The organism is Mycobacterium montefiorense, assembly GCF_003112775.1.
Taxonomy (GTDB): Bacteria; Actinomycetota; Actinomycetes; order Mycobacteriales; family Mycobacteriaceae; genus Mycobacterium; species Mycobacterium montefiorense.
On record NZ_BFCH01000018.1, the window covers coordinates 653,914 to 677,855 of the forward strand.

General features: G+C 64.6%; 23 protein-coding genes and 2 pseudogenes. 16 read left to right on the plus strand and 9 right to left on the minus strand.

Going from position 1 to position 23,942, the window contains the following annotated elements:
* Nucleotides 1–63: 63 nt before the first annotated feature.
* The 4 genes from DB708_RS15505 to DB708_RS15520 are packed head-to-tail and all read left to right on the plus strand — an operon-like array spanning nucleotide 64 to nucleotide 3,779.
* Nucleotides 64–1,662, plus strand: coding sequence for a flavin-containing monooxygenase (locus tag DB708_RS15505; protein WP_235616779.1), 1,599 nt, complete (start codon nucleotides 64–66; stop codon nucleotides 1,660–1,662).
* Nucleotides 1,659–2,462 carry a mycofactocin-coupled SDR family oxidoreductase gene (locus DB708_RS15510; protein WP_108923201.1) on the plus strand — a complete coding sequence of 268 codons (804 nt, stop codon included), beginning with the start codon at nucleotides 1,659–1,661 and terminating at the stop codon, nucleotides 2,460–2,462. The genes DB708_RS15505 and DB708_RS15510 overlap by 4 nt, the downstream gene beginning before the upstream one ends.
* Nucleotides 2,459–3,292 (plus strand): mycofactocin-coupled SDR family oxidoreductase, encoded by an 834-nt coding sequence (locus DB708_RS15515; RefSeq protein WP_108923203.1) that lies wholly within the window; start codon nucleotides 2,459–2,461, stop codon nucleotides 3,290–3,292. Before DB708_RS15510 ends, DB708_RS15515 begins: the two co-directional genes overlap by 4 nt.
* A gap of 10 nt (nucleotides 3,293–3,302) precedes the next feature.
* Nucleotides 3,303–3,779, plus strand: coding sequence for a nuclear transport factor 2 family protein (locus tag DB708_RS15520; RefSeq protein ID WP_235616780.1), 477 nt, complete (start codon nucleotides 3,303–3,305; stop codon nucleotides 3,777–3,779).
* Here DB708_RS15520 and DB708_RS15525 read toward each other — a convergent pair.
* From DB708_RS15525 to DB708_RS15535, 3 genes are all read right to left on the minus strand, one after another.
* A complete protein-coding gene (locus DB708_RS15525) occupies nucleotides 3,776–4,654 on the minus strand; it encodes an alpha/beta fold hydrolase (protein WP_409347600.1) in 879 nt (292 codons plus the stop codon). The genes DB708_RS15520 and DB708_RS15525 overlap by 4 nt on opposite strands.
* A 138-nt stretch (nucleotides 4,655–4,792) precedes the next feature.
* Complete coding sequence (locus DB708_RS15530; RefSeq protein WP_108923207.1) at nucleotides 4,793–5,242, minus strand: nuclear transport factor 2 family protein; 450 nt, start codon at nucleotides 5,240–5,242, stop codon at nucleotides 4,793–4,795.
* Nucleotides 5,243–5,321: 79 nt separating this feature from the next.
* Nucleotides 5,322–5,504: a hypothetical protein gene (locus tag DB708_RS15535; RefSeq protein ID WP_108923209.1), complete on the minus strand. Its 183-nt coding sequence runs from the start codon at nucleotides 5,502–5,504 to the stop codon at nucleotides 5,322–5,324.
* A 187-nt stretch (nucleotides 5,505–5,691) separates the two neighbouring features.
* Between DB708_RS15535 and DB708_RS15540 the strand changes: the two genes are divergently transcribed.
* The 3 genes and pseudogenes from DB708_RS15540 (at nucleotide 5,692) to DB708_RS15550 (ending at nucleotide 9,094) form a co-directional block, all read left to right on the plus strand.
* Entirely contained in the window at nucleotides 5,692–6,117 is a 426-nt protein-coding gene (locus DB708_RS15540) for a PPOX class F420-dependent oxidoreductase (protein WP_108923211.1), read from the plus strand.
* Nucleotides 6,118–6,168: 51 nt separating this feature from the next.
* Nucleotides 6,169–8,395: pseudogene (locus tag DB708_RS15545) on the plus strand (molybdopterin-dependent oxidoreductase).
* A gap of 195 nt (nucleotides 8,396–8,590) precedes the next feature.
* The gene (locus tag DB708_RS15550; protein ID WP_235616830.1) at nucleotides 8,591–9,094 is read left to right on the plus strand and encodes an isoprenylcysteine carboxyl methyltransferase family protein; all 504 of its coding nucleotides are present in this window, start codon (nucleotides 8,591–8,593) and stop codon (nucleotides 9,092–9,094) included.
* 4 nt (nucleotides 9,095–9,098) lie between these two features.
* Here DB708_RS15550 and DB708_RS15555 read toward each other — a convergent pair.
* The 3 genes and pseudogenes from DB708_RS15555 to DB708_RS27990 form a co-directional block, all read right to left on the minus strand.
* Nucleotides 9,099–9,934: pseudogene (locus DB708_RS15555) on the minus strand (SDR family NAD(P)-dependent oxidoreductase).
* A gap of 170 nt (nucleotides 9,935–10,104) precedes the next feature.
* Entirely contained in the window at nucleotides 10,105–10,713 is a 609-nt protein-coding gene (locus DB708_RS27285) for a hypothetical protein (protein ID WP_165839827.1), read from the minus strand.
* A gap of 820 nt (nucleotides 10,714–11,533) precedes the next feature.
* A complete protein-coding gene (locus DB708_RS27990) occupies nucleotides 11,534–11,665 on the minus strand; it encodes a hypothetical protein (RefSeq protein WP_261859447.1) in 132 nt (43 codons plus the stop codon).
* Nucleotides 11,666–11,798: 133 nt separating this feature from the next.
* Between DB708_RS27990 and DB708_RS15570 the strand changes: the two genes are divergently transcribed.
* Nucleotides 11,799–14,510 carry an FHA domain-containing protein gene (locus tag DB708_RS15570; protein WP_165839828.1) on the plus strand — a complete coding sequence of 904 codons (2,712 nt, stop codon included), beginning with the start codon at nucleotides 11,799–11,801 and terminating at the stop codon, nucleotides 14,508–14,510.
* Between the two features lie 38 nt (nucleotides 14,511–14,548).
* Here the strand turns inward: DB708_RS15570 and DB708_RS27290 are convergent, their stop codons facing one another.
* The 3 genes from DB708_RS27290 to DB708_RS15580 form a co-directional block, all read right to left on the minus strand.
* Nucleotides 14,549–14,713 carry a hypothetical protein gene (locus tag DB708_RS27290; RefSeq protein WP_165839829.1) on the minus strand — a complete coding sequence of 55 codons (165 nt, stop codon included), beginning with the start codon at nucleotides 14,711–14,713 and terminating at the stop codon, nucleotides 14,549–14,551.
* 129 nt (nucleotides 14,714–14,842) lie between these two features.
* Entirely contained in the window at nucleotides 14,843–15,667 is an 825-nt protein-coding gene (locus DB708_RS15575) for a hypothetical protein (protein ID WP_108923219.1), read from the minus strand.
* Nucleotides 15,664–16,284, minus strand: a complete 621-nt coding sequence (locus tag DB708_RS15580) for a TetR/AcrR family transcriptional regulator (RefSeq protein ID WP_108923221.1) — start codon at nucleotides 16,282–16,284, stop codon at nucleotides 15,664–15,666. The genes DB708_RS15575 and DB708_RS15580 overlap by 4 nt, the downstream gene beginning before the upstream one ends.
* A 196-nt stretch (nucleotides 16,285–16,480) precedes the next feature.
* Between DB708_RS15580 and DB708_RS15585 the strand changes: the two genes are divergently transcribed.
* From DB708_RS15585 to DB708_RS15620, 8 genes are read left to right on the plus strand one after another with little or no spacing between them, the layout of a single operon-like run.
* Entirely contained in the window at nucleotides 16,481–17,659 is a 1,179-nt protein-coding gene (locus DB708_RS15585) for an acyl-CoA dehydrogenase family protein (protein WP_108923223.1), read from the plus strand.
* Nucleotides 17,660–17,662: 3 nt separating this feature from the next.
* Entirely contained in the window at nucleotides 17,663–18,778 is a 1,116-nt protein-coding gene (locus DB708_RS15590) for an acyl-CoA dehydrogenase family protein (RefSeq protein WP_108923225.1), read from the plus strand.
* A complete protein-coding gene (locus DB708_RS15595) occupies nucleotides 18,771–19,271 on the plus strand; it encodes a MaoC family dehydratase (protein ID WP_108923227.1) in 501 nt (166 codons plus the stop codon). Before DB708_RS15590 ends, DB708_RS15595 begins: the two co-directional genes overlap by 8 nt.
* Before the next feature lie 7 nt (nucleotides 19,272–19,278).
* Nucleotides 19,279–19,734, plus strand: coding sequence for a hotdog family protein (locus tag DB708_RS15600; protein ID WP_108923229.1), 456 nt, complete (start codon nucleotides 19,279–19,281; stop codon nucleotides 19,732–19,734).
* Complete coding sequence (locus DB708_RS15605; protein ID WP_108923231.1) at nucleotides 19,731–20,933, plus strand: thiolase family protein; 1,203 nt, start codon at nucleotides 19,731–19,733, stop codon at nucleotides 20,931–20,933. Before DB708_RS15600 ends, DB708_RS15605 begins: the two co-directional genes overlap by 4 nt.
* A gap of 4 nt (nucleotides 20,934–20,937) precedes the next feature.
* On the plus strand, nucleotides 20,938–21,339 hold the full coding sequence (locus DB708_RS15610; protein WP_108923233.1) for a Zn-ribbon domain-containing OB-fold protein: 402 nt from the start codon (nucleotides 20,938–20,940) through the stop codon (nucleotides 21,337–21,339).
* 27 nt (nucleotides 21,340–21,366) lie between these two features.
* Nucleotides 21,367–22,329 carry an alpha/beta hydrolase gene (locus DB708_RS15615; protein WP_108924310.1) on the plus strand — a complete coding sequence of 321 codons (963 nt, stop codon included), beginning with the start codon at nucleotides 21,367–21,369 and terminating at the stop codon, nucleotides 22,327–22,329.
* The gene (locus DB708_RS15620) at nucleotides 22,326–23,939 is read left to right on the plus strand and encodes a flavin-containing monooxygenase (protein WP_108923235.1); all 1,614 of its coding nucleotides are present in this window, start codon (nucleotides 22,326–22,328) and stop codon (nucleotides 23,937–23,939) included. Before DB708_RS15615 ends, DB708_RS15620 begins: the two co-directional genes overlap by 4 nt.
* Nucleotides 23,940–23,942: the final 3 nt, after the last annotated feature.

Genomic DNA, 23,942 nt, shown 5'->3' on the forward strand with positions numbered 1-23,942 from the left:
GCGTGTCCGGTCACCGGGAGAGTCGGCGCCTGACGATGAACGGGGCCAATAGCGTGACTGCTTGTGAATGATGCTCTCGACGTGGTCGTGGTGGGCGCCGGGTTCGCCGGCTTGTATGCCTTGCACAAGCTGCGCGCGCAGGGGCTTTCGGTGCGGGTGCTCGAGGCCGCTCCCGAGCTGGGCGGGACCTGGTATTACAACCGGTATCCCGGCGCGCGCTGCGATGTCGAGAGCGTCGACTACTGCTACTCGTTCTCCGACGAACTCCAGCAGCAATGGTGCTGGACGGAGAAGTACGCCACCCAATCCGAGATCCTCGAATACCTAAACTGGGTGGCCGCCAAACTCGACCTGCGCCGCGATATCGCCTTGGACACCCGCGTCGTGTCCGCGGTGCTCGACGAGACGACGCTGCGCTGGACGGTCACCACCGACACGGGGCTGGTGCTCTCGGCGCGGTTCGCTGTGATGGCAACGGGCCCGTTGTCGGCCGCGATGACCCCGAGCTTCCCCGGCCTGGATACCTTTGCGGGCGAGATCCACCACACCGCACATTGGCCGCTGCACCCCGTCGACTTCACTGGCAAACGGGTGGCGGTCATCGGCACCGGATCGTCCGGCATCCAATCGATTCCGATCATCGCCGAGCAAGCCGCGCACTTGTATGTCTTCCAGCGCACCCCCAACTACAGCGTCCCGGCTGGCAACACACCGTTGTCCGCCGCGGAACTCGACGAGATCAAGTCCGGCTACCCGCAGCGGCGCCGGTTGTCGTGGCGCAGCGGCGGCGGTTCGCCGCACATCACGGCCGCGAAGCCGACCATGGAATTCACCCAGGAGCAACGGCGGGCGGCATTCGAAAGACGATGGCAGCTGGGCGGTGTGCTGTTCTCGAAGACGTTCCCCGACCAGATGACCGACCTGGAAGCCAACGAAGAGGCCCGCAAATTCTACGAGGAGAAGGTCCGCGCGGTGATCGACGATCCGGCGGTCGCCGACCTGCTGATCCCCGCCGACCATCCGATCGGAACCAAGCGAATCTGCACCGACAGCAACTACTTTCAGACGTTCAACCGTGCAGATGTGTCACTGGTCAGTGTGCGTGACACGCCGATCGAATCGATCGACGCCGCGGGCATTACGACCACCGAGACATACTACGACCTCGACATGATCGTGTTGGCAACCGGTTTCGATGCGATGACCGGGGCGTTGGGCAGCATCGACATCGTCGGGCGTGGCGACGCGACGTTGCACGAGGACTGGGCGCACGGACCCCGCACCTATCTGGGATTGGGTGTCGACGGCTTTCCCAATCTGTTCCTGGTCTCGGGCCCAGGAGCGCCCGCCGTGCTCGCGAACATGGTGCTGCACGCGGAGGCCCAGGTGAACTGGATCGCCCAGGCCATCGGTTATCTCGACAGCCACGGGTGCGCCGCGATCGAAGCCACCGTGGACAGCGTCGACGGCTGGGGCGCCGAATGCGCCCGGCGTGCCGAGGCGACGTTGTTCACCAAGGCCAACTCGTGGTACATGGGCGCGAACGTGCCCGGAAAACCAAGGGGCTTCATGTTGTTCGTCGGCGGCTTCGCCACCTATAACGACATCTGCGCCGAGGTGGCCGACGCCGGCTACCGGGGCTTCGATCTAATCAAGCAATGACGGGATTACTCGACAAGGTCGTCGTGGTCACCGGCGCCGCAAAAGGCACCGGGCGGGTGCACTGTCAGCGCTTCGCCGACGAGGGCGCCGACGTGATCGCCCTGGATGTCGACACGCTGGCCGATGAGTTATCCGGTACGGCAGCCGAAGTCAACAGCCGGGGCCGGCGCTGTGTCACGGGTTTCGCCGACGTGAGCGACCTCGCGGCCGTGACGTCGGCGATCGACGGCGGTGTTGCCGAGCTGGGCCGGTTAGACGTCATCGTCGCCAACGCCGGCATCCACCTCGCGGGTGGCCCGTCCTGGGAACTCGACCCACAGGTCTGGCAGCGCACGCTCGACATCAACCTCACCGGGGTCTGGCATACCGTCCGAGCCGGTGTGCCGCACATCGGCGACGACGGTGGATCCGTCGTCCTGATCAGCTCCACCAACGGCCTTCGCGGCACCGCGAACACCGCCCATTACACGGCCAGCAAGCACGCGGTGGTCGGGCTGGCGCGCACGCTCGCCAACGAGCTGGGGCCAAGCGGCATCCGGGTCAACACCGTGCACCCGGGGCCGGTCGCAACGCCAATGGTGCTCAACGAGCAGATGTACCGGAAGCTGCGGCCCGATCTGGCCAATCCGACGGCGGCCGAAGCCGCTGAGGTACTGCAGGCACGTAATCTGCTTCCGATCCCGTGGGTGGAGCCCGTCGACATCGCCAACGCCGTCGTGTTCCTGGCCTCCGATCACGCCCGCTACATCACCGGCACCCAGCTCGTCGTAGATGCCGGCCTGACGCAGAAGACGACATGACCGGGCGCCTCGTTGGCAAGGTCGCCCTGATCACCGGCGCGGCGCGGGGGATCGGTCGCGCACAGGCGGTTCGGTTCGCCCAGGAGGGTGCCGACATCGTGGCGTTGGACGTGTGCGGCCCGGTCGAGACCGTCGCGATCCCGCACAGCACCCCAGCCGACCTCGAGCAGACGGCCGCGTTGGTCGCCGCCGCCGGCGTGCGGATACACACCGAAATTGTCGACGTGCGCGACCTCGACGGTGTGCAGGCCGCCACCGACCGCGGCGTCGAGCGCTTCGGCGGCTTGGACGCGGTCTGCGCGACGGCCGGAATCACCTCCCGCGGCATGGCGGTCGAGCTGGACGAAAACGCCTGGCGCGCGATGCTGGATGTCAACCTCACCGGCGTGTGGCACACCTGCCGCGCCGCCGCGCCACACCTGATCGAGCGCGGCGCCGGCGCGATGGTGCTGACAAGCTCCGTCGCCGGACTGCGCGGGCTGGTCGGCGTCGCCCATTACACCGCAGCCAAGCACGGCGTGGTCGGCCTGATGCGCAGCCTCGCGAATGAGCTTGCACCGCACAATGTTCGGGTCAACTGCATCAACCCGACCAACGTCGACACACCCATGATTCAGAACGACGTCGTCAGCAGCGCATTCCGGCCCGACTTGGACCGGCCGCCCACCCGAGCCGAATTCGCCGAGTCGGCGCAGGCGATGAATATGCTTGCGGTGCCGTGGATCGATGCGGTCGATGTCGCCAACGCCGCGCTGTTCTTGGCCTCCGACGAGGCGCGCTACATCACCGCGATCGTCCTGCCCGTCGACGCGGGCTGCACCCAGCGATGAGGAGACGACTGTGACGGACTTGGCAGACCTCGCGGCCCGGTTGCGCCGGCTCGAGGACGACCGTGACATCAGGCAGTTGATCGCGTCCTACGGCCCGGCGGTCGACGCAGGCGACCCGGATGCAGCCGCGCGGCTATGGGCGAGTGACGGCGTGTATGACGTTGACGGCTGGCGCATGAAGAGCCGGGCCGACGTGCACGCGATGATCCGCTCGGACGCCCACCAGAAGCTGGTGGCCAAGGGCTGCAGTCACTTCCTGGGGCCGTGCGTGGTGACGGTCACCGGCGATGAGGCCGTGGCCGTATGTGAATCCCTGGTACTCGTCCGCGATAACGACGGCTATCGGGTCTGGCGGGCCACCGCGCACCATTTCACACTGCGCCGAATCGACGACCAGTGGCGGATCACCACCCGTACCAGTCGAGTTCTCGACGGTAATCCCGACGCGCATGCCCTGCTGTTGAAAGGCCTTGCGGGAGCGCCCTAGCGGGACAGGAAGCCCAGCACCGTGCTTTCGAAAGCGGTCTTGGCTTCGATCATGGCCCAGTGTCCGGAGTTGGGGAAGATATGAAGCTCCGCGTTGGGAATGGTGCGCATCGGGATCAGCGCCATGTCCGGCGGGCTCACCCGATCGTCGCGGCCCCACGTCAGCAGCGTGGGTGCGGCCAACTTGTGCATGGTCGCCCACGGGAACGGCCGGTCCGAGGCCGCCATCGCAGTGTTCATTGCGGCGAATGCCGCCTTGCCGTACATCCGCCGTGCGGCGGCCAGCGTGACGGGGTCGGTGGCCAGCTGCCAACGTTCCTCGATCAGTTCGTCGGTCACCAAACCCTGGTCGTAGACCATCGACTTGAGCCAGTCGACCAGCCGCTGCCGGGTCGGGTCCTCGACGAATTCCTGCAACAGCCGGATGCCCTCGCTGGGGCTGGGACTGAAGATGTTGGTGCCGATGCCGCCGATAGTCACCAGCCGGTCGATGCGGTCGGGATTACCGATGGCGAAGTTGATACCGACGCCGCCACCCATCGAGTTTCCTACGATGTGTGTCTTCTCCACTCCCAGTGCGTCCAGAAACGGTGGAACGCTGCCGAATGCGGTGACCATCGGGTGACCGCCGAAGTCGTCGGTGACCCCGAAACCAGGGAATTCCAGGATCAGGCAGCGGAAGTGCTCGGCGAATGTGGGCAGAATCCCGCGGAAGTTACGCCAGCCGGTGACCCCGGGGCCCGACCCGTGCAGGAACAGCAGCACCGGGCCGGAATCCTGGCCGCAGTCGTAGTAGCGCAAAGTGCCCTTCGGGGTGGTGATTTCGCGCAGGTCTTGTTCAACGGTCGCTTGAGAGGTATTTGCCACGGCCCTCACCCTGCCATGTGTCTGTCCGCTGACGGTTTTGAGTGTGCGCTCAGGGCGAGTATTTCGCCGATTCTCCGCCCAGGAAGCGCACTCAAAACCTAGGTTGGACACTCAACCGGCGTGCGAAAGCGACTGTGCGCCATCAGCTCACGTGCCAGACGACGGCCGAGCCATAGCGGAGTTGGCGGCGGCCCAATCGGTGGACACCTTGCGATGCTTGATCAGCCAGGTGTCGGCCACGGGCACCAAGGTGTCGCGATAGCGGCCGAAATGGTCGAGCCCGATATGGGTGACGACGGTGAAATAGCAGCAGACCTGTGCCTCGTCGGGTGTCAGGCCCATGAACAGGATGTTGGCGACGTTGTGTCGAACGATCGGTTTGACATCCGCGTCGACCGCGATCTTCCCGGTGACACCGCCAAGGAATGCGGTGATCTCGGAACGGCCACGCAGTGGCTCGGCACCGCGAATCTCGACAACGCCATCCGCGCAGAATGTCTCGGCCAGTCCGTCGAGCCGGCCGGAGTCACCGGACCAGTTGTATCGGGCGAGCGTGTCGCGGATCTGCTCGCGGGCCACCAACTCCCACATCTGCATCGTCGTGACTCCTCCCCGCCCGCGCGTACCGCGTACCGCATAGCACCCTAGTCACCGCCGGGAGAACGCTGGTGCGGCCTTACTTGACGATGCGCGTCCGGAAGGCATGGACGGGTCTGGGCACGATGCCGTTCAGGTCGAAGACCGCGATCATGGCCCGCAACATCGCGGGGGACCAGTCTTCGAGTGGGTGGGCGTCGATCCGGGCGAGTACCTCATGCCTGAGGTAGTCGATGTTTGTGGGGGGCTCGTGATTAGTCATGGCCGCGCCTGTGGCTTTCAGCTCCTGGAGCAGATTTCGAGGTCGTACTCGACGCTAGGGTGGATGCGTCCGCCATGCACAGGCAACTGGTCAGATTCAAATCTCTTTTCGGGAATGGCGCGGCCGGTTACAGCCCTCGGGCTGCCCGAGCGGGAATGAATCGCGTCGTTAGGCGGTAGAAAGACGCATGGAACTCAACGATGCCGCACGAAAACTCATCGGCAAGGGTGCCGACGCCACCCTGGTGACCATCAATCCCGACGGCGGCCCCCAGGTGAGCCTGGTCTGGGTCGCATTGCAGTCGACGCCGGACGGCGACGAGTTGGTTACCGCACACCTCGCCGAACACAAGAAGGTCCGCAACGTGCGCAGGGATCCACGGGTAGCCGTGACCATCGTGTCGCTGGACCAGTCCGGTCAGGGGATGCGGCCCTACCTGTCCATCACCGGGACCGCACGAATCGCCGATGGTGGTGCGCCCGAGCTGCTCAAGGAGCTCAATCCGATTCTTGGGGACCCGAACCTGCAATTCCCGCCGGACGACGCACCGCCGGGATACCTCACCCGCATTCGCATCGACAAGGTCGGTGGCATCGGGCCCTGGGTGGCCTGACCTCAACTTTTGCCACTTCCGCTACTCGTAGTAGCGCAATACAGTGGGTGGATGAAACCAGGCGTTGACGGCACCCATATACGGACATGCCCACTGTGTGAAGCCATGTGCGGCTTGGAGATTCACGTCGAAGCCGGCACCGTCACCGGGATCCGCGGGAACCGTGACGATGTATGGAGCCGCGGACATCTCTGCCCGAAGGGCGTGTCACTGGGCGCGGTGCATCACGACCCGGACCGCATCCGCAGCCCGCTGATCAAGGTCGACGGACAGTGGCAGGAAGTCAGCTGGGAGGCGGCGTTTCGGCGTTGCACCGAGTTGTTGACGCCGGTGATCGAGAAGTACGGAATCGGCGCGGTCACCGCTTACACCGGCAACCCGCTGGCACATTCGTTCTCGCTTGCCCGGTACGCCGGCGTGCTGATGGGCATGTCCGGTATGCCGGTCACGTATTCGCCGGGCACGGTCGATCAGTGGCCGAAAAACCTGTCATCGCACCTGATGTACGGCCTGTGGTGGAACTTCCCCGTGCCAGACATCGAGCGCACCGACCTGCTGGTCATCATGGGCGCCAACCCCGCCGCGTCGCAGGGTTCACTGCTGGCCGCGCCCGACGTGATGGGCCTGATCCACGGAATTCGCAAACGCGGCAAGGTGATCGTGATCGATCCGGTACGCACGCAGACCGCGGCCCAGGCCGACGAGTGGCTGCCGATCGTGCCGGGCACCGACGCCGCGCTGTTGCTGGCGGTCGCGCACACACTCTTTGACGAGGACCTGGTCAATCCAGGCCCGCATGTGGACGGCGTCGACACGATGCGCCGGGTCGCCGCGGAGTGGCCGCCCGAGCGGGTCAGCGACGTCACCGGTATTGACGAAGACGCGATCCGGCGCTTGGCGCGCGAACTTGCCGGCGCCGAGAAATCAGTGGTGTACGGCCGGATTGGGTTGTGTAACCAGGAGTTTGGCAGCCTGGCCAGCTGGCTGGTCGACGTGATCAACATTCTGACCGGAAATTTCGACACCCCGGGCGGCGCCATGTTCCCCAAGCCGGCGGCCTGGTCGATCACTACGCAGCCGTTACCCGGCCTCGAGGGCGGCCTCCCGGAATTCGGCCGCTGGCACACCCGGGTGCGCGGGGCCAAAGAGGTGCTCGGGCAGGCCCCGGTGTCGTGTATGACCGAAGAGATCGCCACGCCGGGAGACGGGCAACTCAAGGCGCTGATCACGGTCGCGGGCAACCCGGTGTTGTCGATGCCCGACGGCGACAAGCTCGACGAAGTGTTGCCGGCGCTGGAGGCGATGATCTCCATCGATCTCTGGCTCAACGAGACGACGCGCCATGCCGATGTGATCCTGCCCGGGCTGTCGCCGCTCGAGCAGCCACACCACGACGATCTGATCCTGTTGTTCGCGATCCACAGCATCGCGAATTACTCCGCGCCTGTGTTCGATCCGGGCGACCGTCCGCACGAGTGGGAAATCCTGATCCGGCCTGTGCACTGGCACCCCGGCCGAGGACGTCGACGTCGCCGCGATCGACGACGGCTTCTTCGACTATCTGGCCTTCACCCGGGGTGTCGACGGAGCCGAGATCCGCAAACTGTACGACCACGGCGGCCCCGAGCGGATGTTGGACCTCACGCTGCGAACCGGTCCCTTCGGGGATCAATACGGCAAGAACCCCGGCGGGCTCACGCTCGACCTGCTGAAGGCCAATCCGAACGGCATCGACTTCGGGCCGATGGTGCCGCAGCTGCCGGACATTCTGGGGACGCCGGACAAGAAGATCCGGCTGGCTCCGCAGTATCTGCTCGACGACTTGCCGCGGCTGGCCGCGCGGTTGGACCGGCCCGCCGAGCCGCTGGTCCTGGTGAGCCGCCGGCACCTGCGCTCGAATAACACCTGGCTGCACAACGTGCCCGCCTTGATGAAGGGCAAGGACCGGTGCACGCTGTTGATCCACCCCGATGACGCGATGCGCTGTGGTGTGTCCGACAACGACGTTGTCACGGTGAAATCGGAGGCCGGCGAGATCAAAGTGCCGGTCGAGGTCACGGACGCGATCAGGCCCGGTGTGGTGTCGATGCCACACGGCTGGGGCCATGGCAAGCCAGGTACTCGCATGTCGGTGGCCAACAGTTCACCGGGTGCGAACACCAATGCGCTTTCCTTGCCCACATTCGTCGACGAGCCGTCGGGAAACGGTGTCCTCAACGGGATTCCGGTGACAGTGCTCGAAGACCAAGCGCGATATGAGGCCGCGCAGAGCATCTGACGCAAAACGCAGCCCCGCCAATAGTTCTGGCCCTCGCCGCGGTGATCAGTGCCGCGCATCGAGATGCAGATCATAGCCGCGTTCCCACTGCGGATTGATGCACGCTTCCAACGGTTGCTGAACCGTCCAGGGCGCAACCTCGTGGGCATAGTGGCGGCGCTGTGGGATCACGTGCACCGGGAAGGGGGCGAAGCCGTGTATTACTACCTGTTGATCGTCATCGTCGGCATCGAACGCCTGATCGGGCTCGTCGCCGCACACCGCAATGCCAAGTGGGCAATCGCCCAGGGAGGCAAGGAATTAGGGCTCGATCATTACCCGGCGATGGTCAGCATGCATGCGTTGTTGCTGGTGTCCTGTCTGGTGGAAGTCTGGGCCCTGGGACGCCCCTTCATCCCCTGGCTGGGATGGCCGATGGTTGCCGTCGTAGTGCTCAGCTGCGTGATTCGCTGGCGCTGCGCTGCCGCACTGGGCAGACACTGGAATCCCCGGCTCATCGTGATCCCGGGTGCGCCGCTGGTGCAGCACGGCCCATATCGATGGGTGCGTCACCCCGACTACATCGCCGTGGTGGCCGAGGTCGCTGCGCTGCCGCTGATCCATTCAGCGTGGCTGACGGCGATGGTGTTCACCCTTGCCAACGCGTTGGTACTGCACGAGCGGATCCGCCTGGAAAACGCCGCATTGGCCTACGTCTGACCGGTCAGGGCGCTATCGGACGGTTCGTCCATTCCCGGTCGGTCCGCCTTGCTGAGCGGAACCATCCGCCTGCGGCGCCGGTGCCACCGTCGGTCGGGATCGTGTGGCCCGTGACGAACGCCGAGAGGTCCGAGGCCAGAAACAGGATCACGCGGGCCTGGTCGTCGGGCAGACCCATCCGTCCCGCCGGAACCCATTGCGGCCATTGCGCCTGCTCCTCGTCGGACAACCACTGTGAGTAGGGCACCTGTAGCGATTCGGTCACGTCGGGGCCAATTGCGTTGACCCGCAGACCGTCACGCCCACCTGAACCGCGAGGCTGCGGGTGAAATGAATGACAGCGGCCTTGAACGCGGCGTAGACCGGATCCTCGGGATAGCCGCGTAGCCCTTCGACGGAGGAGACGTTGACGATCGAGCCGCGGCGTCGGTCGATCATCGCCGGCAGGAACGCGTGGGTGACCAAAAAGACGTGGTGCAAATTGATTCGGTAGAGCTCATCCCAGAACTGCGGATCGGTATCAACGAAATTGCCCGGGTGGCGTAGCCAATGGCCGACGTTGTTGACCAACACATCGATCCGGCCAAACCGATCCAACACCGATCGCGCCAGGGCGCCCACCTGATCGGGGTCTCGCACGTCGGTGATGATCGGTAGCGCCGACCCGCCAGATGTCGCGATCCCCTGCGCGGTTCGCTCCGCGAGTTCGGCGTCGATATCGGCGATGACCACGTGGGCGCCGTGTTGGGTGAACAATTGCGCGGTTGCCGCACCGATACCGCCACCGCCGCCGGTCACCACCGCGACCCGGTCGGCCAACAGCTGTGTTGCTTGTTCCATGCTCACATCTTCGAGCACTGGCCGAAATCGATCGGCATCGAGGCCTTGGCATAGGGACATCGTTGCGGCCCACCCCAATGGGATGGGCCGCCTCAGATCTCACCTATTGGTGCAGCGCACCCTCGGACCAGTTTGAGAATGCGTTCGCTAGATCGATGTTCGTGCTTCTTTCACCAATCGGAAGACGAGTCGCTGCTGTACGAATCGGAGGACGAGTCGCTGCTGTACGAATCGGAGGACGGACCGCTGTCGGATGGACTGCTGTCGGATGGACTGCTGTCGGATGGACCGGTGTCGGATGGACCGGTGTCGGATGGACCGGTGTCGGATGGACCGGTGTCGGATGGACCGGTGTCGGATGGACCGGTGTCGGATGGACCGGTGACAGACGCATCGCGGTTCTCGTCGCCCCTCGGTGAATTGTTCCCATAATCGAGCCAATAATTGAACCAATGATCGGCCATCCCGCCAGGCAGGTCGGGGATGTCATTGTTCGACTCGTGCCAATCGTGATCGTCCAGATCGCCCGTGACCATGTGACCTTGTCGATCATCGGAATGATTATCAATCGGACCGCAGACTTGATCACGGATTGGCATTGGGAGCTGGGAATTGAGCTGATGGCAGCGCCCAGCGGCGGCCAGCGGATCTTCATCGATGTTGTCCGAGGTCGTGTAGGGGTTTTCGTCCATGTTGCCCGGATTCGCCTGCGCCGGGAATTCCACTCCCAGCGTAACGCCACCCGCGACAGCGAACGCGGCCATCTTAGCGATGGTCATAACCTTGCCTGTCCCCATTATTTGTGTCTTCCTCCCTCTGCGCTGACGCGATACGAACGGCTTGTGACAAAGCACATTTCAATTCAGAATTGCTTTCTTAACTGCGCGTTACCTAGGCTATCAGCCGAATTAAGAACGACCCGGCGACCATTACATTCGTGTTACCTGGGTCACGCAAATTTGCTTAAGTTCTACTCAGGCTTGAGCCGCATAGAAATTTCAAATAATTTGCGCGAAGCAACCAGTCAACGATCTTCCTAGCACGGAATTCAACCTCTACCGCTAATGATTGGCGGCCGACATTTGCGGGCGCGAATAAGTAATAGGTTCTTAGCATTTGGGTTGCTAAAGAGTCGGTTGCCACCGCGTCCAAGTGCGGGTTCGGGGAGGTCGCCACCGGCATTCGTGGAGGTGATGGCGGTTTAGATCGGTCGCCCATTCGGCAATGGCTTCCTCCGCGCTGCGCCGGGGTGCGCGTGGTCTGGGAGTTAGCTCTTGTAGAGGGTCGTTGAGGGGCTCGGCCAGCGCACAGTCATGCGATTGACCTGCTAATCGGGGGCGACTTGCTTTTAAATCAGCCGGTTATGCCCGTGGCGCGGGCGTTGGTGGCCAGAGGGACTCGCAGTGGGATGTCGTGGTCTATGCACATGGCTAATTGGCGAAGTTCTTGTTGGACAGGCATTCCCGCGCCGATGTCCAGCTTCCACACAGGCGGGGGAGGGCGGCTTAGCCCTACCGTGGGGTAGTCCTTCTGCTGACCGCGGGTGTTCCGAAATATCATGTGCTGCAATTATATTCGTGTTGGAGTGACGCGAAATCTCTATTGGTCTCCTGAGTCGAGCACGACCGTCTTGAGCTGGTGCTGCCAATCGGAATCGGTCGCCCACAAAGGTTCGTAAGCCTTGTCGCGACTGGCGTCGCGCTGTCGTCGGTCGAGAGATTCGCCAGTCATGCATTGCTGCTCAACGGTGTCGGTGGATCGATCAAAACCGGTCGCATCCTCGGTCCGCCACCAGCGGCAAAACGTCCCAGGGCGGTAACACGTATCGACGACCAGTCCCATTATCGGCCCCGACGCCGATACAGTGGGGCTCGTGAGCCGAGCAGCCCCACCCGTGCTGACTGTGCGGTACGAGGGATCCCAACGGACCTTTGCACCCGGCAACGATGTGGTCATCGGGCGTGACTTGCGGGCAGATGTCCGTGTCGCGCATCCGCTGATTTCCCGGATACACCTGGTGTTGCGCTTTGATCAGGGCCGGTGGATCGCCATCGACAACGGCAGCCTCAACGGCTTGTACGTCAACAATCGCCGGGTACCGGCCGTCGACATCCAGGACGGTCAGCGGGTCAATATCGGAAATCCGGACGGACCGGCGGTGACATTCGAGGTCGGTCGCCATCAGGGTTCCGCCGGGACCCCGCCCTTGACGACGTCCATCCCCATCGTCAACCCACTTACCGGGCCGGCTGATCCGCGCCTGGCCCAAGGGCGTCCACCGACCGGCTCGGTATCGCAGGGGCTGCCTCCGCAGCCATCGGCGAACCCGTCGCGGCCGATGCCGTCGTATCCACCCACTGGGCAGCAATCCGCCCCGCCGTCGGGGCCACTGCCGACGTACCCGACCGGGTCGCAGCCGATCAATCCGACCGGTTCGGTGCAGCATCACCAAACCGGGACCCAACCGGCGGGGCCAGCCAGCGGACCGGTGTCGTCGCCGCACATCTATCGGGCCCAACCCGCGAACCTTCCCCCGGCTGCGCCGGTCGACCCACCGACAGCGATGACCGGGCGCGTCGGTGGCGACGCCGCGAACCTCGCGACATCGATGATGAAGATCCTGCGGCCGAGCAAAGCGGGAATGGACACGCCGGGCGCGGTCAAGATCGGCCGGGCCAACGACAACGACATCGTCATTCCCGAGGTGTTGGCTTCGCGGCACCACGCGACCTTGATTCCGGTGCCGGGTGGCACCGAAATCCATGACAACCGCAGCATCAACGGCACTTTCGTCAATGGTCAGCGCGTCGACTCAGCGCTGCTGAAGGACAGCGACGTCGTCACGATCGGCAACATCGACCTGGTGTTCGCCGGCGGTGCGCTGGCGCGCCGCGATGCCGACACTGCAGCGCAGACCCGCCTCGGCGGTTTGGACGTGCGCGGGGTGACCTGGACGATCGAAAACACCAAAACACTGCTGGACGACATCTCGTTGGGCGCCAGTCCTGGAACGCTCACCGCGGTTATCGGCCCGTCCGGTGCGGGCAAGTCGACGTTCGCCAGGTTGGTGGCCGGCTACACCCACCCCACCAACGGCACCGTGGCGTTCGAGGGCCACAACGTTCACGCCGAATATGCCTCGCTGCGCAGCAGAATCGGGATGGTGCCGCAGGACGACGTGGTGCACGGTCAACTCACCGTGGAACAGGCGCTCGGGTATGCAGCCGAACTCCGGCTGCCACCGGACACCACCAAGGACGACCGCGAGCAAGTGGTCGCCCGAGTGCTCGAGGAGCTGGAGATGACCCAGCACCTGCACACCCGGGTCGATAAGCTGTCCGGCGGTCAGCGCAAGCGTGCGTCGGTGGCGCTGGAGTTGCTGACCGGGCCGTCGTTGCTGATCCTCGACGAGCCGACGTCAGGTCTGGATCCCGCGCTGGACCGGCAGGTGATGACTATGCTGCGGCAGTTGGCCGACGCCGGGCGCGTGGTGCTCGTGGTCACCCACTCGCTGACTTACCTGGACGTCTGCGACCAGGTGCTGTTGCTGGCTCCCGGCGGCAAGACGGCATTCTGCGGCCCGCCCGCCCAAATCGGCGCTGCCATGGGGACGACGAACTGGGCCGACATCTTCAGTTCAGTCGCCGGGGACCCCGACTCGGCCAAGGCCCAATATCTAGCGCGGACCGGTCCACAGCCGCCACCACCGCCGGCGGAGAAACCGGCCGAGATCGGCGATCCGTCGCACACCAGCCTGCTACGGCAGTTCTCCACGATCGCCCGACGCCAAATGCGGTTGATCGTCTCCGACCGCGGTTACTTCGTCTTCCTCGCACTGCTGCCCTTCATCATGGGTTCGCTGTCGATGTCGGTGCCGGGCGACGTCGGTTTCGGCATCCCGAACCCGGTCGGTACCGCGCCTACGGAGCCCGGGCAGATCCTGGTGCTGCTCAATGTCGGCGCCGTTTTCATGGGGACGGCGCTGACGATTCGCGATCTGATCGGTGAACGCGCGATCTTCCTACGCGAACAGGCGGTCGGGTTATCCACATCCGCGTATTTGTTGGCGAAGGTCTGCGTCTACACCGTGTTCGCGGTCGTGCAATCAGCCATCGTCACCGTCATCACGCTGTTGGGTAAGGGCGGACCGACGCAGGGCGCCGCGGCGCTGGGAAAGGCTCCGCTAGAGCTGTTCATCGATGTCGCGGCGACCACCGTCGCCTCGGCGATGCTCGGCTTGTTGTTGTCGTCGATCGCGAAGTCCAACGATCAGATCATGCCGCTGCTGGTGGTTGCCGTCATGTCGCAGCTGGTGTTTTCCGGCGGCATGATTCCGGTCACGGGCCGCATCGGGTTGGACCAAATGTCTTGGGCGACACCGGCACGATGGGGTTTTGCGGCATCGGCGTCCACCATCGACCTGATCAAGTTGGAACCTGGCCCTCAGGTTCCAAAGGACTCACTGTGGCATCACAATGCCGCCACGTGGTGGTTCGACTTCGGCATGCTGATCGCAATCAGCGTTTTCTACCTGGGCTTCGTGCGCTGGAAGATTCGCCTCAAAGGCGGGCGCTGACCACTCGACGATGGGCGTCAGCGATCCTCTTCGAGTGGTCAGGCCCCCTTGCGGACCACCTGCTCGGCCGCGGCGCGCATCCGGTCTGATAGTTGAAGCAGACCATGCTCGCCCACCCCATCGGGCAGGGTGTATGCGAGCCGGCGCAATTCGACGGCATAGTTTTGCAACTCCTGGCGCAGCCGCGTCTCAGTAGTGGGCATGACGTCTCCCGATTTTCGTCGAGTCAATTTCAAGATCATCCCAGCTGTGCCCCGTTGCAGCGATGGGGCGGCTGTGTTTTAACGCGAGTTTGACAGCGTATTTACATAGAGCAGCGCGGCAGCCGGCCATCAAGGATGCGCGGCAATAAACGTGTCGTTCGGGACGCCCGCGGCCAGTCCCGCGGCATCGAACGGTGCGTCGAGACGGGCGTGCAGCCCATCGGAATCGATGAGGAGGCTGATCTCCGCGGTCTGGCGGGCGAACAGGCGCCCGAAACGCGGGTAAAGCCAGCGCATTACCGTTCTTTCCGCACCGCTACAGCGCGCTGCGCAATAGCCGACATGGCCCAGCTCGTCGGTCAGGATTTCGGAGTAGAGGCGGTCGATGCGTGCGGCGACGGCCGGCTCGTCGGCGAACAATTCGACGCCGACGCGGCGTAGCTCGTCGAACATGATGCAGCCCGCCATTTCCGCGGCACCCACGAACGGGTATCCGAACCGCTCGGGGAGAAACACTTCCATCTTGACGAATTGACGCATCACGAACGGCGGCACAACCACCTGGAACGGCAGCCCGAATATGTCGAGCACGTAGGCCAGCAGCCGGGTGTGATAGTGCTCCTCGAGCGCTAGGTAGATGCGTTCGCGAGGCTGGTCCTCACCGCCGATGCGCCCGTAGGTGTCGCCCAGGTCCACATCGAATCGCTCCGCCTGATTCAGCTTGGCGGTGGCCAGCAGGAACAGCATCTCGGGCGACAGCCCTGGCTCGGGACGGCGGCGACGCAGGTTCCGCAGAAACATATTCCGATCCATCGGACGAGCAGACTCCACCGGATCGGTCTGCAACGACGTGAAGAAGTCTTCTCGGTTGGCAAGCCGGCGATGCAGCAGATCGGCGTCGCCGTCGCGCTGCGCCAGGTAGGCCCGGTAGCCGTCGATTCCAGTGCCGGTCATGGAGCCTCCATGCCTTTGATGATGGTTTTGACATATCGGTCCAATAGCGCGGCGCGCGATTTGGATGCTCCGCTGGTAGCGAGCAAGGCGAACAGCCCGGTCATGAAGATCACGCCGAGCTGGCCGGCGTCGGCATCCCGCGATATCCCTTGCGCGGCCTGCGCTTCGCCGATTGCGGCGATAACGAATTCGGCGAGCGGATGTTCGGCGGTCTCGTCCTCAATGGGACGTGTTGGGGAGAAGTGCAATCCCAGCATGTCCCTGAAGACCACTGGGCCCAGCCGCTCCTCGGCGGCGAGCACCTGGCGTACCAGCTGAGTGAGCATCGATGTCAGATCGCGTGGCCGGCTTGCCTTGGCGAGTTTTGCCACGATCCTGGCCTCTTCGGTCCGCTCCAGTTCGGCCAGCACATGCTCTTTGGTCGGGAAGTGGAAATAGAAGGTTCCACGTGCGACCCCGGTGGCCGCGGCGATTGTCGCCACATCTGTGCCCGCCAAGCCGGACCGTCCGATCTCGGCGACCGCAGCGTCGAAAAGGCGTGCACGCGTTAGGAGTCGCTGCGCCTGCCTGGCGTTGACGATCGGCGAAACCTCGGCTTCCGGTGCCGTCGATGGCATGTCGGCAAACCTACACATTTCGTTGTCACCCGTCAATGACGGATGTCAGTGAGAACTGGATGACGTGAAGCTGAGCGGCGAACGGGGCGCGCGGGGTGCGGGGCGGGCCGAGCGTAGCGTCAGGGCGAAATAGCGGGCGAAATCTCGCAGCGGCGTTACGCTGACGCGGCCGGATGGAAGGGCTAGGTGGGCCGTAATGGATTTCGAACTCGACACCGCGCAACGCGCGTGGCTGAACGAGGTTCGCGAATTCCTTTCCGAAAACGTCACCCCGGAATTGCGAGCCGAACTGGCTGAGCACGACCTCGAATTCCCCAACGGCGAGGTGACGCGATTTCGCCGCAGGATCGGCGCGAAGGGCTGGTTCGGACTGAACTGGCCGCGTGAGTACGGCGGTCTTGGACTCGGCGCCGTGTACCAGCATCTGCTGATGAGTGAGTTCGAGTATTGGGGCGTGCCCGGACCCGACCTCACGGTCACTTCGGTAGCGCCGATGATCATGCGACATGGCACCGAGCAGAACAAGAACGAATGGCTCCCACTGATCGCTAAGGGCGAAATGATTTGCGCCGTCGGCTATTCCGAGCCTGATGCTGGAACTGACCTAGCCAGCCTGCGGACCCGTGCGACGCGCGATGGCGAGTATTGGGTGATCAACGGCAGCAAGACCTGGAACAGCGGGGCGCAGCGCGCCACTCATGAGTGGCTGTGCGTGCGCACCGACCCGAATGGGGTGCGCCATCGCGGTATCTCGGTCATCATCGTGCCGGTTGACAGCGCAGGCATCCAGATCCGCCCGCTTTATGCGTGGTCGGGCTACCGCACCAACGAGGTGCACTTCGACGACGTGCGGGTCCCCGTCACGAATCTGGTCGGTGAGGTCAACCGCGGCTGGACCTACATCACTGGAGCGCTCGACCTGGAACGGGGCGCGCTGACCAACGCGGGCGATCTTCGTCGCGCCGTGGAGGAGTTGACCGAGCTTGCCCGCAGCCCGCGACGTGACGGCTCGCTGCCTGCTGACGATGCGGCTCTTCGCCGTCGCCTGGCGCAGGCCGAGGCCGATGTCGAGGTGGCCACGCTGATGGGCTACGAGGCCGCCTCGATCCTGGACAGCGACGCGATCCCCACCGTGGAGGTCAGCGTCGAGAAGGTCTTCACCAGTGAACTTCGCCAGCGCATCGCTGATCTAGCGCTCGACTTGCTCGGCCCGGACGGCCTGCTCGCCCATCGCAGCGAAAGTGCACCGCTGGCAGGCAAATTCGAACGGCTGTACCGGGCAGCTCCCTTGATGCGCTTTGGCGGCGGTACCAACGAAGTGTTGCGTGACGTGATCGCCCAGCGCGGCCATGGAATGCCTTCCTATGGGCGCTGACGGATGAAAGCGATACCGACGGCCGAGCATCGCCAGTTCGCCTCGTCGTTGCGGGCGGTGCTGGCCGCCCAGTGCCCAGTCGGTCTCGTGCGTGAGCTGAGTGAACCCGGCACCGACCGAAGCGCCCCAGCGCTGTGGAAGGCACTGGCCGATGCCGGCGTGTTCGGGCTTGCGGTCGCCGAGGAATATGGCGGTGCGGGCGGCACACTCGACGATCTCGCAGTGTTCTACACCGAGGCCGGTCGCGGGCTGTGTCCGACAACGGTACACAGCTCCATTGCCGCCGCGCTGGCGGTCGACCAGCTCGGCTCACCCAAGGCCAAGACCGCGTGGCTGCAGCCGCTGGTAAGCGGGAATGTTCGCGGCACCACCGCGTTGTGGAACGTCCGGGACGCCGCCGACGTCGCCGCCGTGCTGCGCGCCGATTCCGTCGCGACAGGGTGGCGGCTCAATGGAATTGCGGACTATGTCGCCGACGCCGACGTCGCCGACCTGATCGTGGTATCGGCCTGCGCGGAGCACCGCACACTGTTCTTTGCCGTTGACACCCGGGCGAGGGGGCTGACCATGGCGCCGCTTGCCATGGCGGGCGGGCACCGAGCGTTCGCGCTGCGCTTCGACGATGTGGCCGTCGGCACCGAAGCCCTAATCGACGACCCCGCCGGTGACGCCCGGATGGCGCTGCGCCGCTTGGCCAATGCGACGGTGGCTCTGGGGTCATGCGATCTGGTCGGGGTCGGGCAGGCGGTATTGGATCGCACCGTCGAATACACCAAGCTGCGCCATCAGTTCGGGCGCCCGATCGCATCCTTCCAGGCGGCACAACATCTGATCGCCAACATGCACATCGCCTTGGCCGCCGCGCGGTTGGCCGCGCATTCCGCGGTCTTCTGGATCGCACGAGGACAGACGGCGACCCGGCAGACGGCCATCGCACGCATGCATGCCGGCAAGGCTGCCCGGCTGATCACGCTGGATGCCCATCAATTGCACGGCGGGATCGGTTACGTGACCGAGACCGACCTGCACTTGTGGACCGAGCGGGCAAGGCTTGTTTCAACCCTCGGTGGCGCAGCCGAAGTCGCAGCGGCCTGGCTGGAGGAGGAAATCGGTGAGTGAAGACTCTCTGATCGATGCCGAGTCGGCGTCGCGCGTGGGTACCGTCGCCGCTTCCGCGACCGGCGAGGTGAACCGACGCGACTGGCAGCGCTGGGCGGCAGCGGTCGGCGACCGTAATCCGCTGTATTTCGATCCGGATCATGCCCGCGCCAACGGCTTTCGCGACATCATCTGCCCACCGCTTTTCCTGCAGTATGCGGTGCTCGGCGTCACGCATCTTGACGGGCTGCGGCCTGATGGTTCCTCGGGTGCGGCGTCGGGCAGTCTCGCGTTTCCGCGTGCTCCGAAGCGAATGGCCGGCGGCGAGAGCTTCACCTTTCACCTGCCGGCCTATCACCGCGACGAGATCGAAATGATTCGCACCATCGAGTCCATCGTCGAAAAGCAAGGCCGCTCCGGCAGGTTTGTACTGGTCACGTGGCATACGGTCTATCGGAACCAGCATCGCAAGCTGGTCGCCGAAGCGTCGACGTCGATGATCGCCCGACCCTAGGAATGTCATGACGCGCGAGCAGGTTTTTTACGACGACATCGACGTGGGCGAGCAGATTCCTCCGCTGGTCGTGACCACCGATGAAACCCAGCTGTTCTTTTTCAGCGCCGCGACCTACAACGGTCACCGGATTCACTACGACAAACAGTGGGCGCGCGGCGTCGAAGGCTACGACAACGTTTTGGTGCACGGCCCGCTACAGGCGGCATTACTGGCCCGCGCGATCGGTGACTGGATTGGTGGGCGCGGTCGGCTGGTGTCGTTCTCGGTGCAGAACCGGGCGACGGCATTGCCAGGCGAGTCGCTGACCTTCGGAGGTGTCGTCACCGGCAAGCGTCTGACGGACGGCGCCGGCCTGGTGGATATCGAGATTGCCGGTCGCCGCGACGACACCGTGCTGATGCCCGGAACCGCAACGGTCGAGCTGCCCCTTCGAGAAACCATCAGCGGGACGCCGTCGTGACGGGGCTGCGTGGCGAAGCGGCCATCGTCGGCATCGCGGAGTTGCCCGCGCAGCGCCGTCCGACCGGGCCGCCACAGTTCACCCTCGATCAGTACGCGCTGCTGGCGAAGATGGCCGTCGAGGACGCCGGTGTCGACCCGGCGCACATCAACGGCCTACTCACCCATGGCATTGCCGAATCGGCGATGTTCGCCCCGGCGACGCTGTGCGAATACCTTGGCCTGGCACTGGATTTCGGCGAGCGGGTGGATCTCGGCGGGGCGACGTCGGCCGGAATGATCTGGCGGGCCGCCGCGGCCATCGAACTCGGCATCTGCGACGCCGTGCTCGCGGTGGTGCCCGGATCAGCGGCGGTGCCGCAATCAGAGCGACACCCGCCCGTAGCCCCGAATTGGTATGGGGCGTCCTCGAATAACTACGGGTCGCCGCAGGCCGAGTTCGAGATCCCATACGGCAATTTGGGCCAGAACGCGCCGTACGCTCAGATCGCCCAGCGTTACGCCGCGGAATTCGGCTACGACCCTGCCGCCGTCGCCAAGATCGCGGTCGATCAACGTGTCAACGCCTGTGCGCATCCGGGTGCGGTTTTCCATGGCACTGCGATCACGGTCGATGAGGTGCTGGCCAGTCCGATGATCGCAGACCCGATCCACATGCTCGAAACGGTGATGCGGGTGCACGGGGGAGTAGGTGTTTTACTCGCCAACGCCGACATTGCACGCCGAAGTCGCCATCGCCCGGTGTGGATTAAAGGCTTCGGCGAACACATCGCCTTCAAGACCCCCACCTACGCCGACGACGTGCTGCACACCCCGATCGCGCGGGCCGCCGATAAGGCGTTCGCGATGTCCGGGCTGAACCGCTCCGATGTCGATATCGCGTCGATCTACGACTGCTACACGATCACGGTGCTGATGAGCCTGGAAGACGCCGGCTTCTGCGCGAAAGGCCAAGGCATGTCCTGGATTGTCGACCATGACCTGACGCATCGCGGCGATTTTCCGCTCAACACCGCCGGAGGTCAGCTGTCCTTCGGTCAGGCCGGCATGGCCGGCGGCATGCATCACGTCGTCGATGGGGCACGGCAGGTCATGGGACGAGCCCGCGACACCCAGGTACCGGACTGCCACACCGCGTTCGTCACCGGCAACGGCGGCATCATGAGCGAGCAGGTCGCGCTGCTGATGCAGGGGGACTGACGCCATGAACCTGCCGACCCCCGAGCCCACACCTGTCTCACAGCCCTTCTGGGACGGACTGGCTCAGCGCCGAATCCTGGTGCAGTACTCGCCCTCGTTGCAGCGCTATGTCTTCTATCCGCGCGTCCTGGCCCCCGGCACCCTGGCCGACGACCTGGAATGGCGCGAAATCGACGGCGCGGGAACGCTGTACACCTACACCGTCGCTCGCCGACCGACCGGCCCGCCGTGGGCAAACGCGGTGCCGCAGTTGCTCGCCGTGGTGCAGTGGGACGCCGGGCCGCGGCTCAGTACCGAATTGGTCGACGTCGACCCGAACGATATCCGGATCGGTATGCGGGTGGCACCGGTGTTCTACGATCTGCCCGAAGCAGGCATCACCCTTTTGAAGTACCGGCCGGTATGACCTCAACGGTGAGGTTCGGAGGTGTACATGGACGACCCCGTTAATGGCTCGGTGCAGGCGATGCTCGACCAGTTGAACACCGGATTCCCGCGCGTCGAGAACATGACCGGCTCGCAGGCTCGCGCTGCGGTGGCCGAACGGCGCATGCCGGTCAACAACCTCGACGATGTCCAGAGCGCCGCGGACCGGTCGGTGCCTGGCCCCAACGGCGCCATCCCCATACGCGTCTACCACCCGCACGGTGTGCGCGCGGACGACCGTGCGGCGATCGTGTTCTATCACGGGGGCGGGTTCGTGTTCTGCGGCATCGAATCTCACGACGGATTCTGCCGGGCCCTGGCGCGCGGTAGCCAAGCCGTGGTGGTGTCGGTCGACTACCGACTGGCTCCCGAACATCGCGCGCCGGCGGCCGCCCTGGACGCGTACACGGTGTTTCGCTGGGCGATCGAGCACGCCACCGAACTGGGCACCGATCCCATGCGCACCGCCGTCGCCGGCGACAGTGCCGGCGGCAACCTCGCCGCGGTGACCGCGATCCTGTGCCGCGACCGCGGCGTCACCCAACCTGTCGCACAGTTGCTGTGCTACCCGGCGATCGATCCGTCGTGCGATACGGACAGCTACCAGCGCTATGGCACCGGATACTTCAACACCCGCGCCGCGATGCAGTGGTACTGGCGTCAATACCTCGGCGATGGGCAGGTTTTCGATCCGCCTTATCTGGTGGCCCCTGCTGATGCGGACTCTCATGCGGGCCTGGCGCCCGCAGTGATCGTTACTGCCGGGCTGGACCCCCTGCACAGCGAAGGATGCGACTATGCCCACCGGTTGCGTGATGGGGGAGTGCCGGTGGTGCACCGGGACTTTCCCGGTTTGTTCCATGGCTTCATGACCATCCAATCCTTCGGGCCGGCGGCATCGGCGCTGCAACTGGTCTGCGCGGACCTGGGCCGGCTGCTGCGGCCGGCGTACCCAGACACCTCGACATGACCGAGGTAAGCGACGTCATCGTCATCGGCGCCGGGTTCGGCGGGCTCTACGCGGTGCATCGCGTCGCCTCCTCGGGCCTATCGGTGACCGCTGTCGAGGCGGCCCCCGACGTGGGTGGTACCTGGTACTGGAACCGCTATCCAGGCGCGCGATGCGACGTCGAAAGTGTGGACTATTCCTACTCTTTCGACGAAACGCTGCAGCAGAGCTGGCAGTGGAGCGAACGCTTCGCCGCCCAGCCCGAGATCCTGGCCTATCTGCGCCACGTAGCCGACCGCTTCGATCTGCGCCGTCACTATCGTTTCGGCGTTGACGTGGTCGGTGCCACCTTCGACCAGGGCGATGGTCGTTGGCAGGTCGACACCGCGACCGGGGACAGGTATTCCGCACAGTTTCTGTTGTGCGCGACCGGCTGCCTGTCGGCGTTGAACCGGCCGAATATCCCTGGCGTTGAGGACTTCTCGGGTGAGGTCTATTTCACGGCGGCGTGGCCGCGCGAGGATCCCGATCTACGCGGTAAGCGGGTAGGTCTCATCGGCACGGGATCATCCGGGATCCAGGTGGCACCGATCGTCGCGGCTCAGGCCGAAAAGCTCGTCGTATTCCAGCGATCCGCGAACTACACCATTCCGATGCCTAACCGGCCCTGGTCTACCGACGAACAGCAACAGATCCAGCAGCAGTATCCCGAGCGTCGCCGAGTCTCTGCCTACGCGCAGGCTGGTACGCCGCACGGCACCTACCACAAGAAAGCCCTCGACGCCGAACCCCGGGAGCGGGTCGATGCGCTGTGGAAGACCTGGCGCGAAGGCGGCGTACTGTTCGCCAAGACTTTCCCCGACCAGACCAGCGACCTGTCCGCCAACGACGTCGCCAGGCAGTTCGCCGAGGAGAGAATCCGGGAAATTGTCACCGATCCCGTCGTTGCAACCGACCTGATCCCGGTCGATCACCCGATCGGCACCAAACGGATCTGCACCGACAACGGCTACTATGCCACCTTCAACCGCGACAACGTGCGGCTGGTGAACCTACGCCGCGAACGCATCGACGTGATCACCGCCGACGCGGTACGCACCAGGGAAACGGAGTATCCCTGTGATGTGCTGACCTTTGCGACCGGCTTCGATGCCATGACCGGCGCATTGACCCGGATCAACCCGAGCGGGCCCGGGGCGCAGCGACTGCGGGACATCTGGGCCGACGGCCCGCTGACGTTCCTCGGCCTGATGGTGCCCGGCCTGCCGAACCTGTTCACGATCAGCGGCCCGGGTAGCCCCTCGGTGCTGGCGAATATGGTGCTGCACGCCGAGGTCCAGGTCGACTGGGTCATCGATCTGATCCGGGCGGCGCGACAACTGGGCGTGCACGAGGTCGAGCCCCGCCGCGATGCGGCCGTTGCCTGGACCCACCACGTTGCCCAAGCTGCCGAGCGGACGCTGTTCCCCAAGGCGGCGTCGTCGTGGTACCTGGGCGCCAATATCGAAGGCAAGAAGCGAACCTTCATGCCCTATATCGGCGGGTTCGGCACCTACCGGCGCCACTGCGACGATGTGGCCGCTCATGAGTACGCCGGTTTGGTCTTGACGACGAGATCAAAGGGGAAGTGAGAC

What these genes read in the sequence shown, in the direction of transcription:
- DB708_RS15510 (WP_108923201.1), top strand. Translation starts at nt 1,659, where the DNA reads ATGACGGGATTACTCGACAAGGTCGTCGTGGTCACCGGCGCCGCAAAA.
- DB708_RS15515 (WP_108923203.1), top strand. Translation starts at nt 2,459, where the DNA reads ATGACCGGGCGCCTCGTTGGCAAGGTCGCCCTGATCACCGGCGCGGCG.
- DB708_RS15530 (WP_108923207.1), bottom strand. Translation starts at nt 5,242, where the DNA reads ATGCAGATGTGGGAGTTGGTGGCCCGCGAGCAGATCCGCGACACGCTC.
- DB708_RS15535 (WP_108923209.1), bottom strand. Translation starts at nt 5,504, where the DNA reads ATGACTAATCACGAGCCCCCCACAAACATCGACTACCTCAGGCATGAG.
- DB708_RS15540 (WP_108923211.1), top strand. Translation starts at nt 5,692, where the DNA reads ATGGAACTCAACGATGCCGCACGAAAACTCATCGGCAAGGGTGCCGAC.
- DB708_RS27285 (WP_165839827.1), bottom strand. Translation starts at nt 10,713, where the DNA reads ATGACCATCGCTAAGATGGCCGCGTTCGCTGTCGCGGGTGGCGTTACG.
- DB708_RS27990 (WP_261859447.1), bottom strand. Translation starts at nt 11,665, where the DNA reads ATGACTGGCGAATCTCTCGACCGACGACAGCGCGACGCCAGTCGCGAC.
- DB708_RS27290 (WP_165839829.1), bottom strand. Translation starts at nt 14,713, where the DNA reads ATGCCCACTACTGAGACGCGGCTGCGCCAGGAGTTGCAAAACTATGCC.
- DB708_RS15575 (WP_108923219.1), bottom strand. Translation starts at nt 15,667, where the DNA reads ATGACCGGCACTGGAATCGACGGCTACCGGGCCTACCTGGCGCAGCGC.
- DB708_RS15580 (WP_108923221.1), bottom strand. Translation starts at nt 16,284, where the DNA reads ATGCCATCGACGGCACCGGAAGCCGAGGTTTCGCCGATCGTCAACGCC.
- DB708_RS15585 (WP_108923223.1), top strand. Translation starts at nt 16,481, where the DNA reads ATGGATTTCGAACTCGACACCGCGCAACGCGCGTGGCTGAACGAGGTT.
- DB708_RS15590 (WP_108923225.1), top strand. Translation starts at nt 17,663, where the DNA reads ATGAAAGCGATACCGACGGCCGAGCATCGCCAGTTCGCCTCGTCGTTG.
- DB708_RS15600 (WP_108923229.1), top strand. Translation starts at nt 19,279, where the DNA reads ATGACGCGCGAGCAGGTTTTTTACGACGACATCGACGTGGGCGAGCAG.
- DB708_RS15610 (WP_108923233.1), top strand. Translation starts at nt 20,938, where the DNA reads ATGAACCTGCCGACCCCCGAGCCCACACCTGTCTCACAGCCCTTCTGG.
- DB708_RS15615 (WP_108924310.1), top strand. Translation starts at nt 21,367, where the DNA reads ATGGACGACCCCGTTAATGGCTCGGTGCAGGCGATGCTCGACCAGTTG.
- DB708_RS15620 (WP_108923235.1), top strand. Translation starts at nt 22,326, where the DNA reads ATGACCGAGGTAAGCGACGTCATCGTCATCGGCGCCGGGTTCGGCGGG.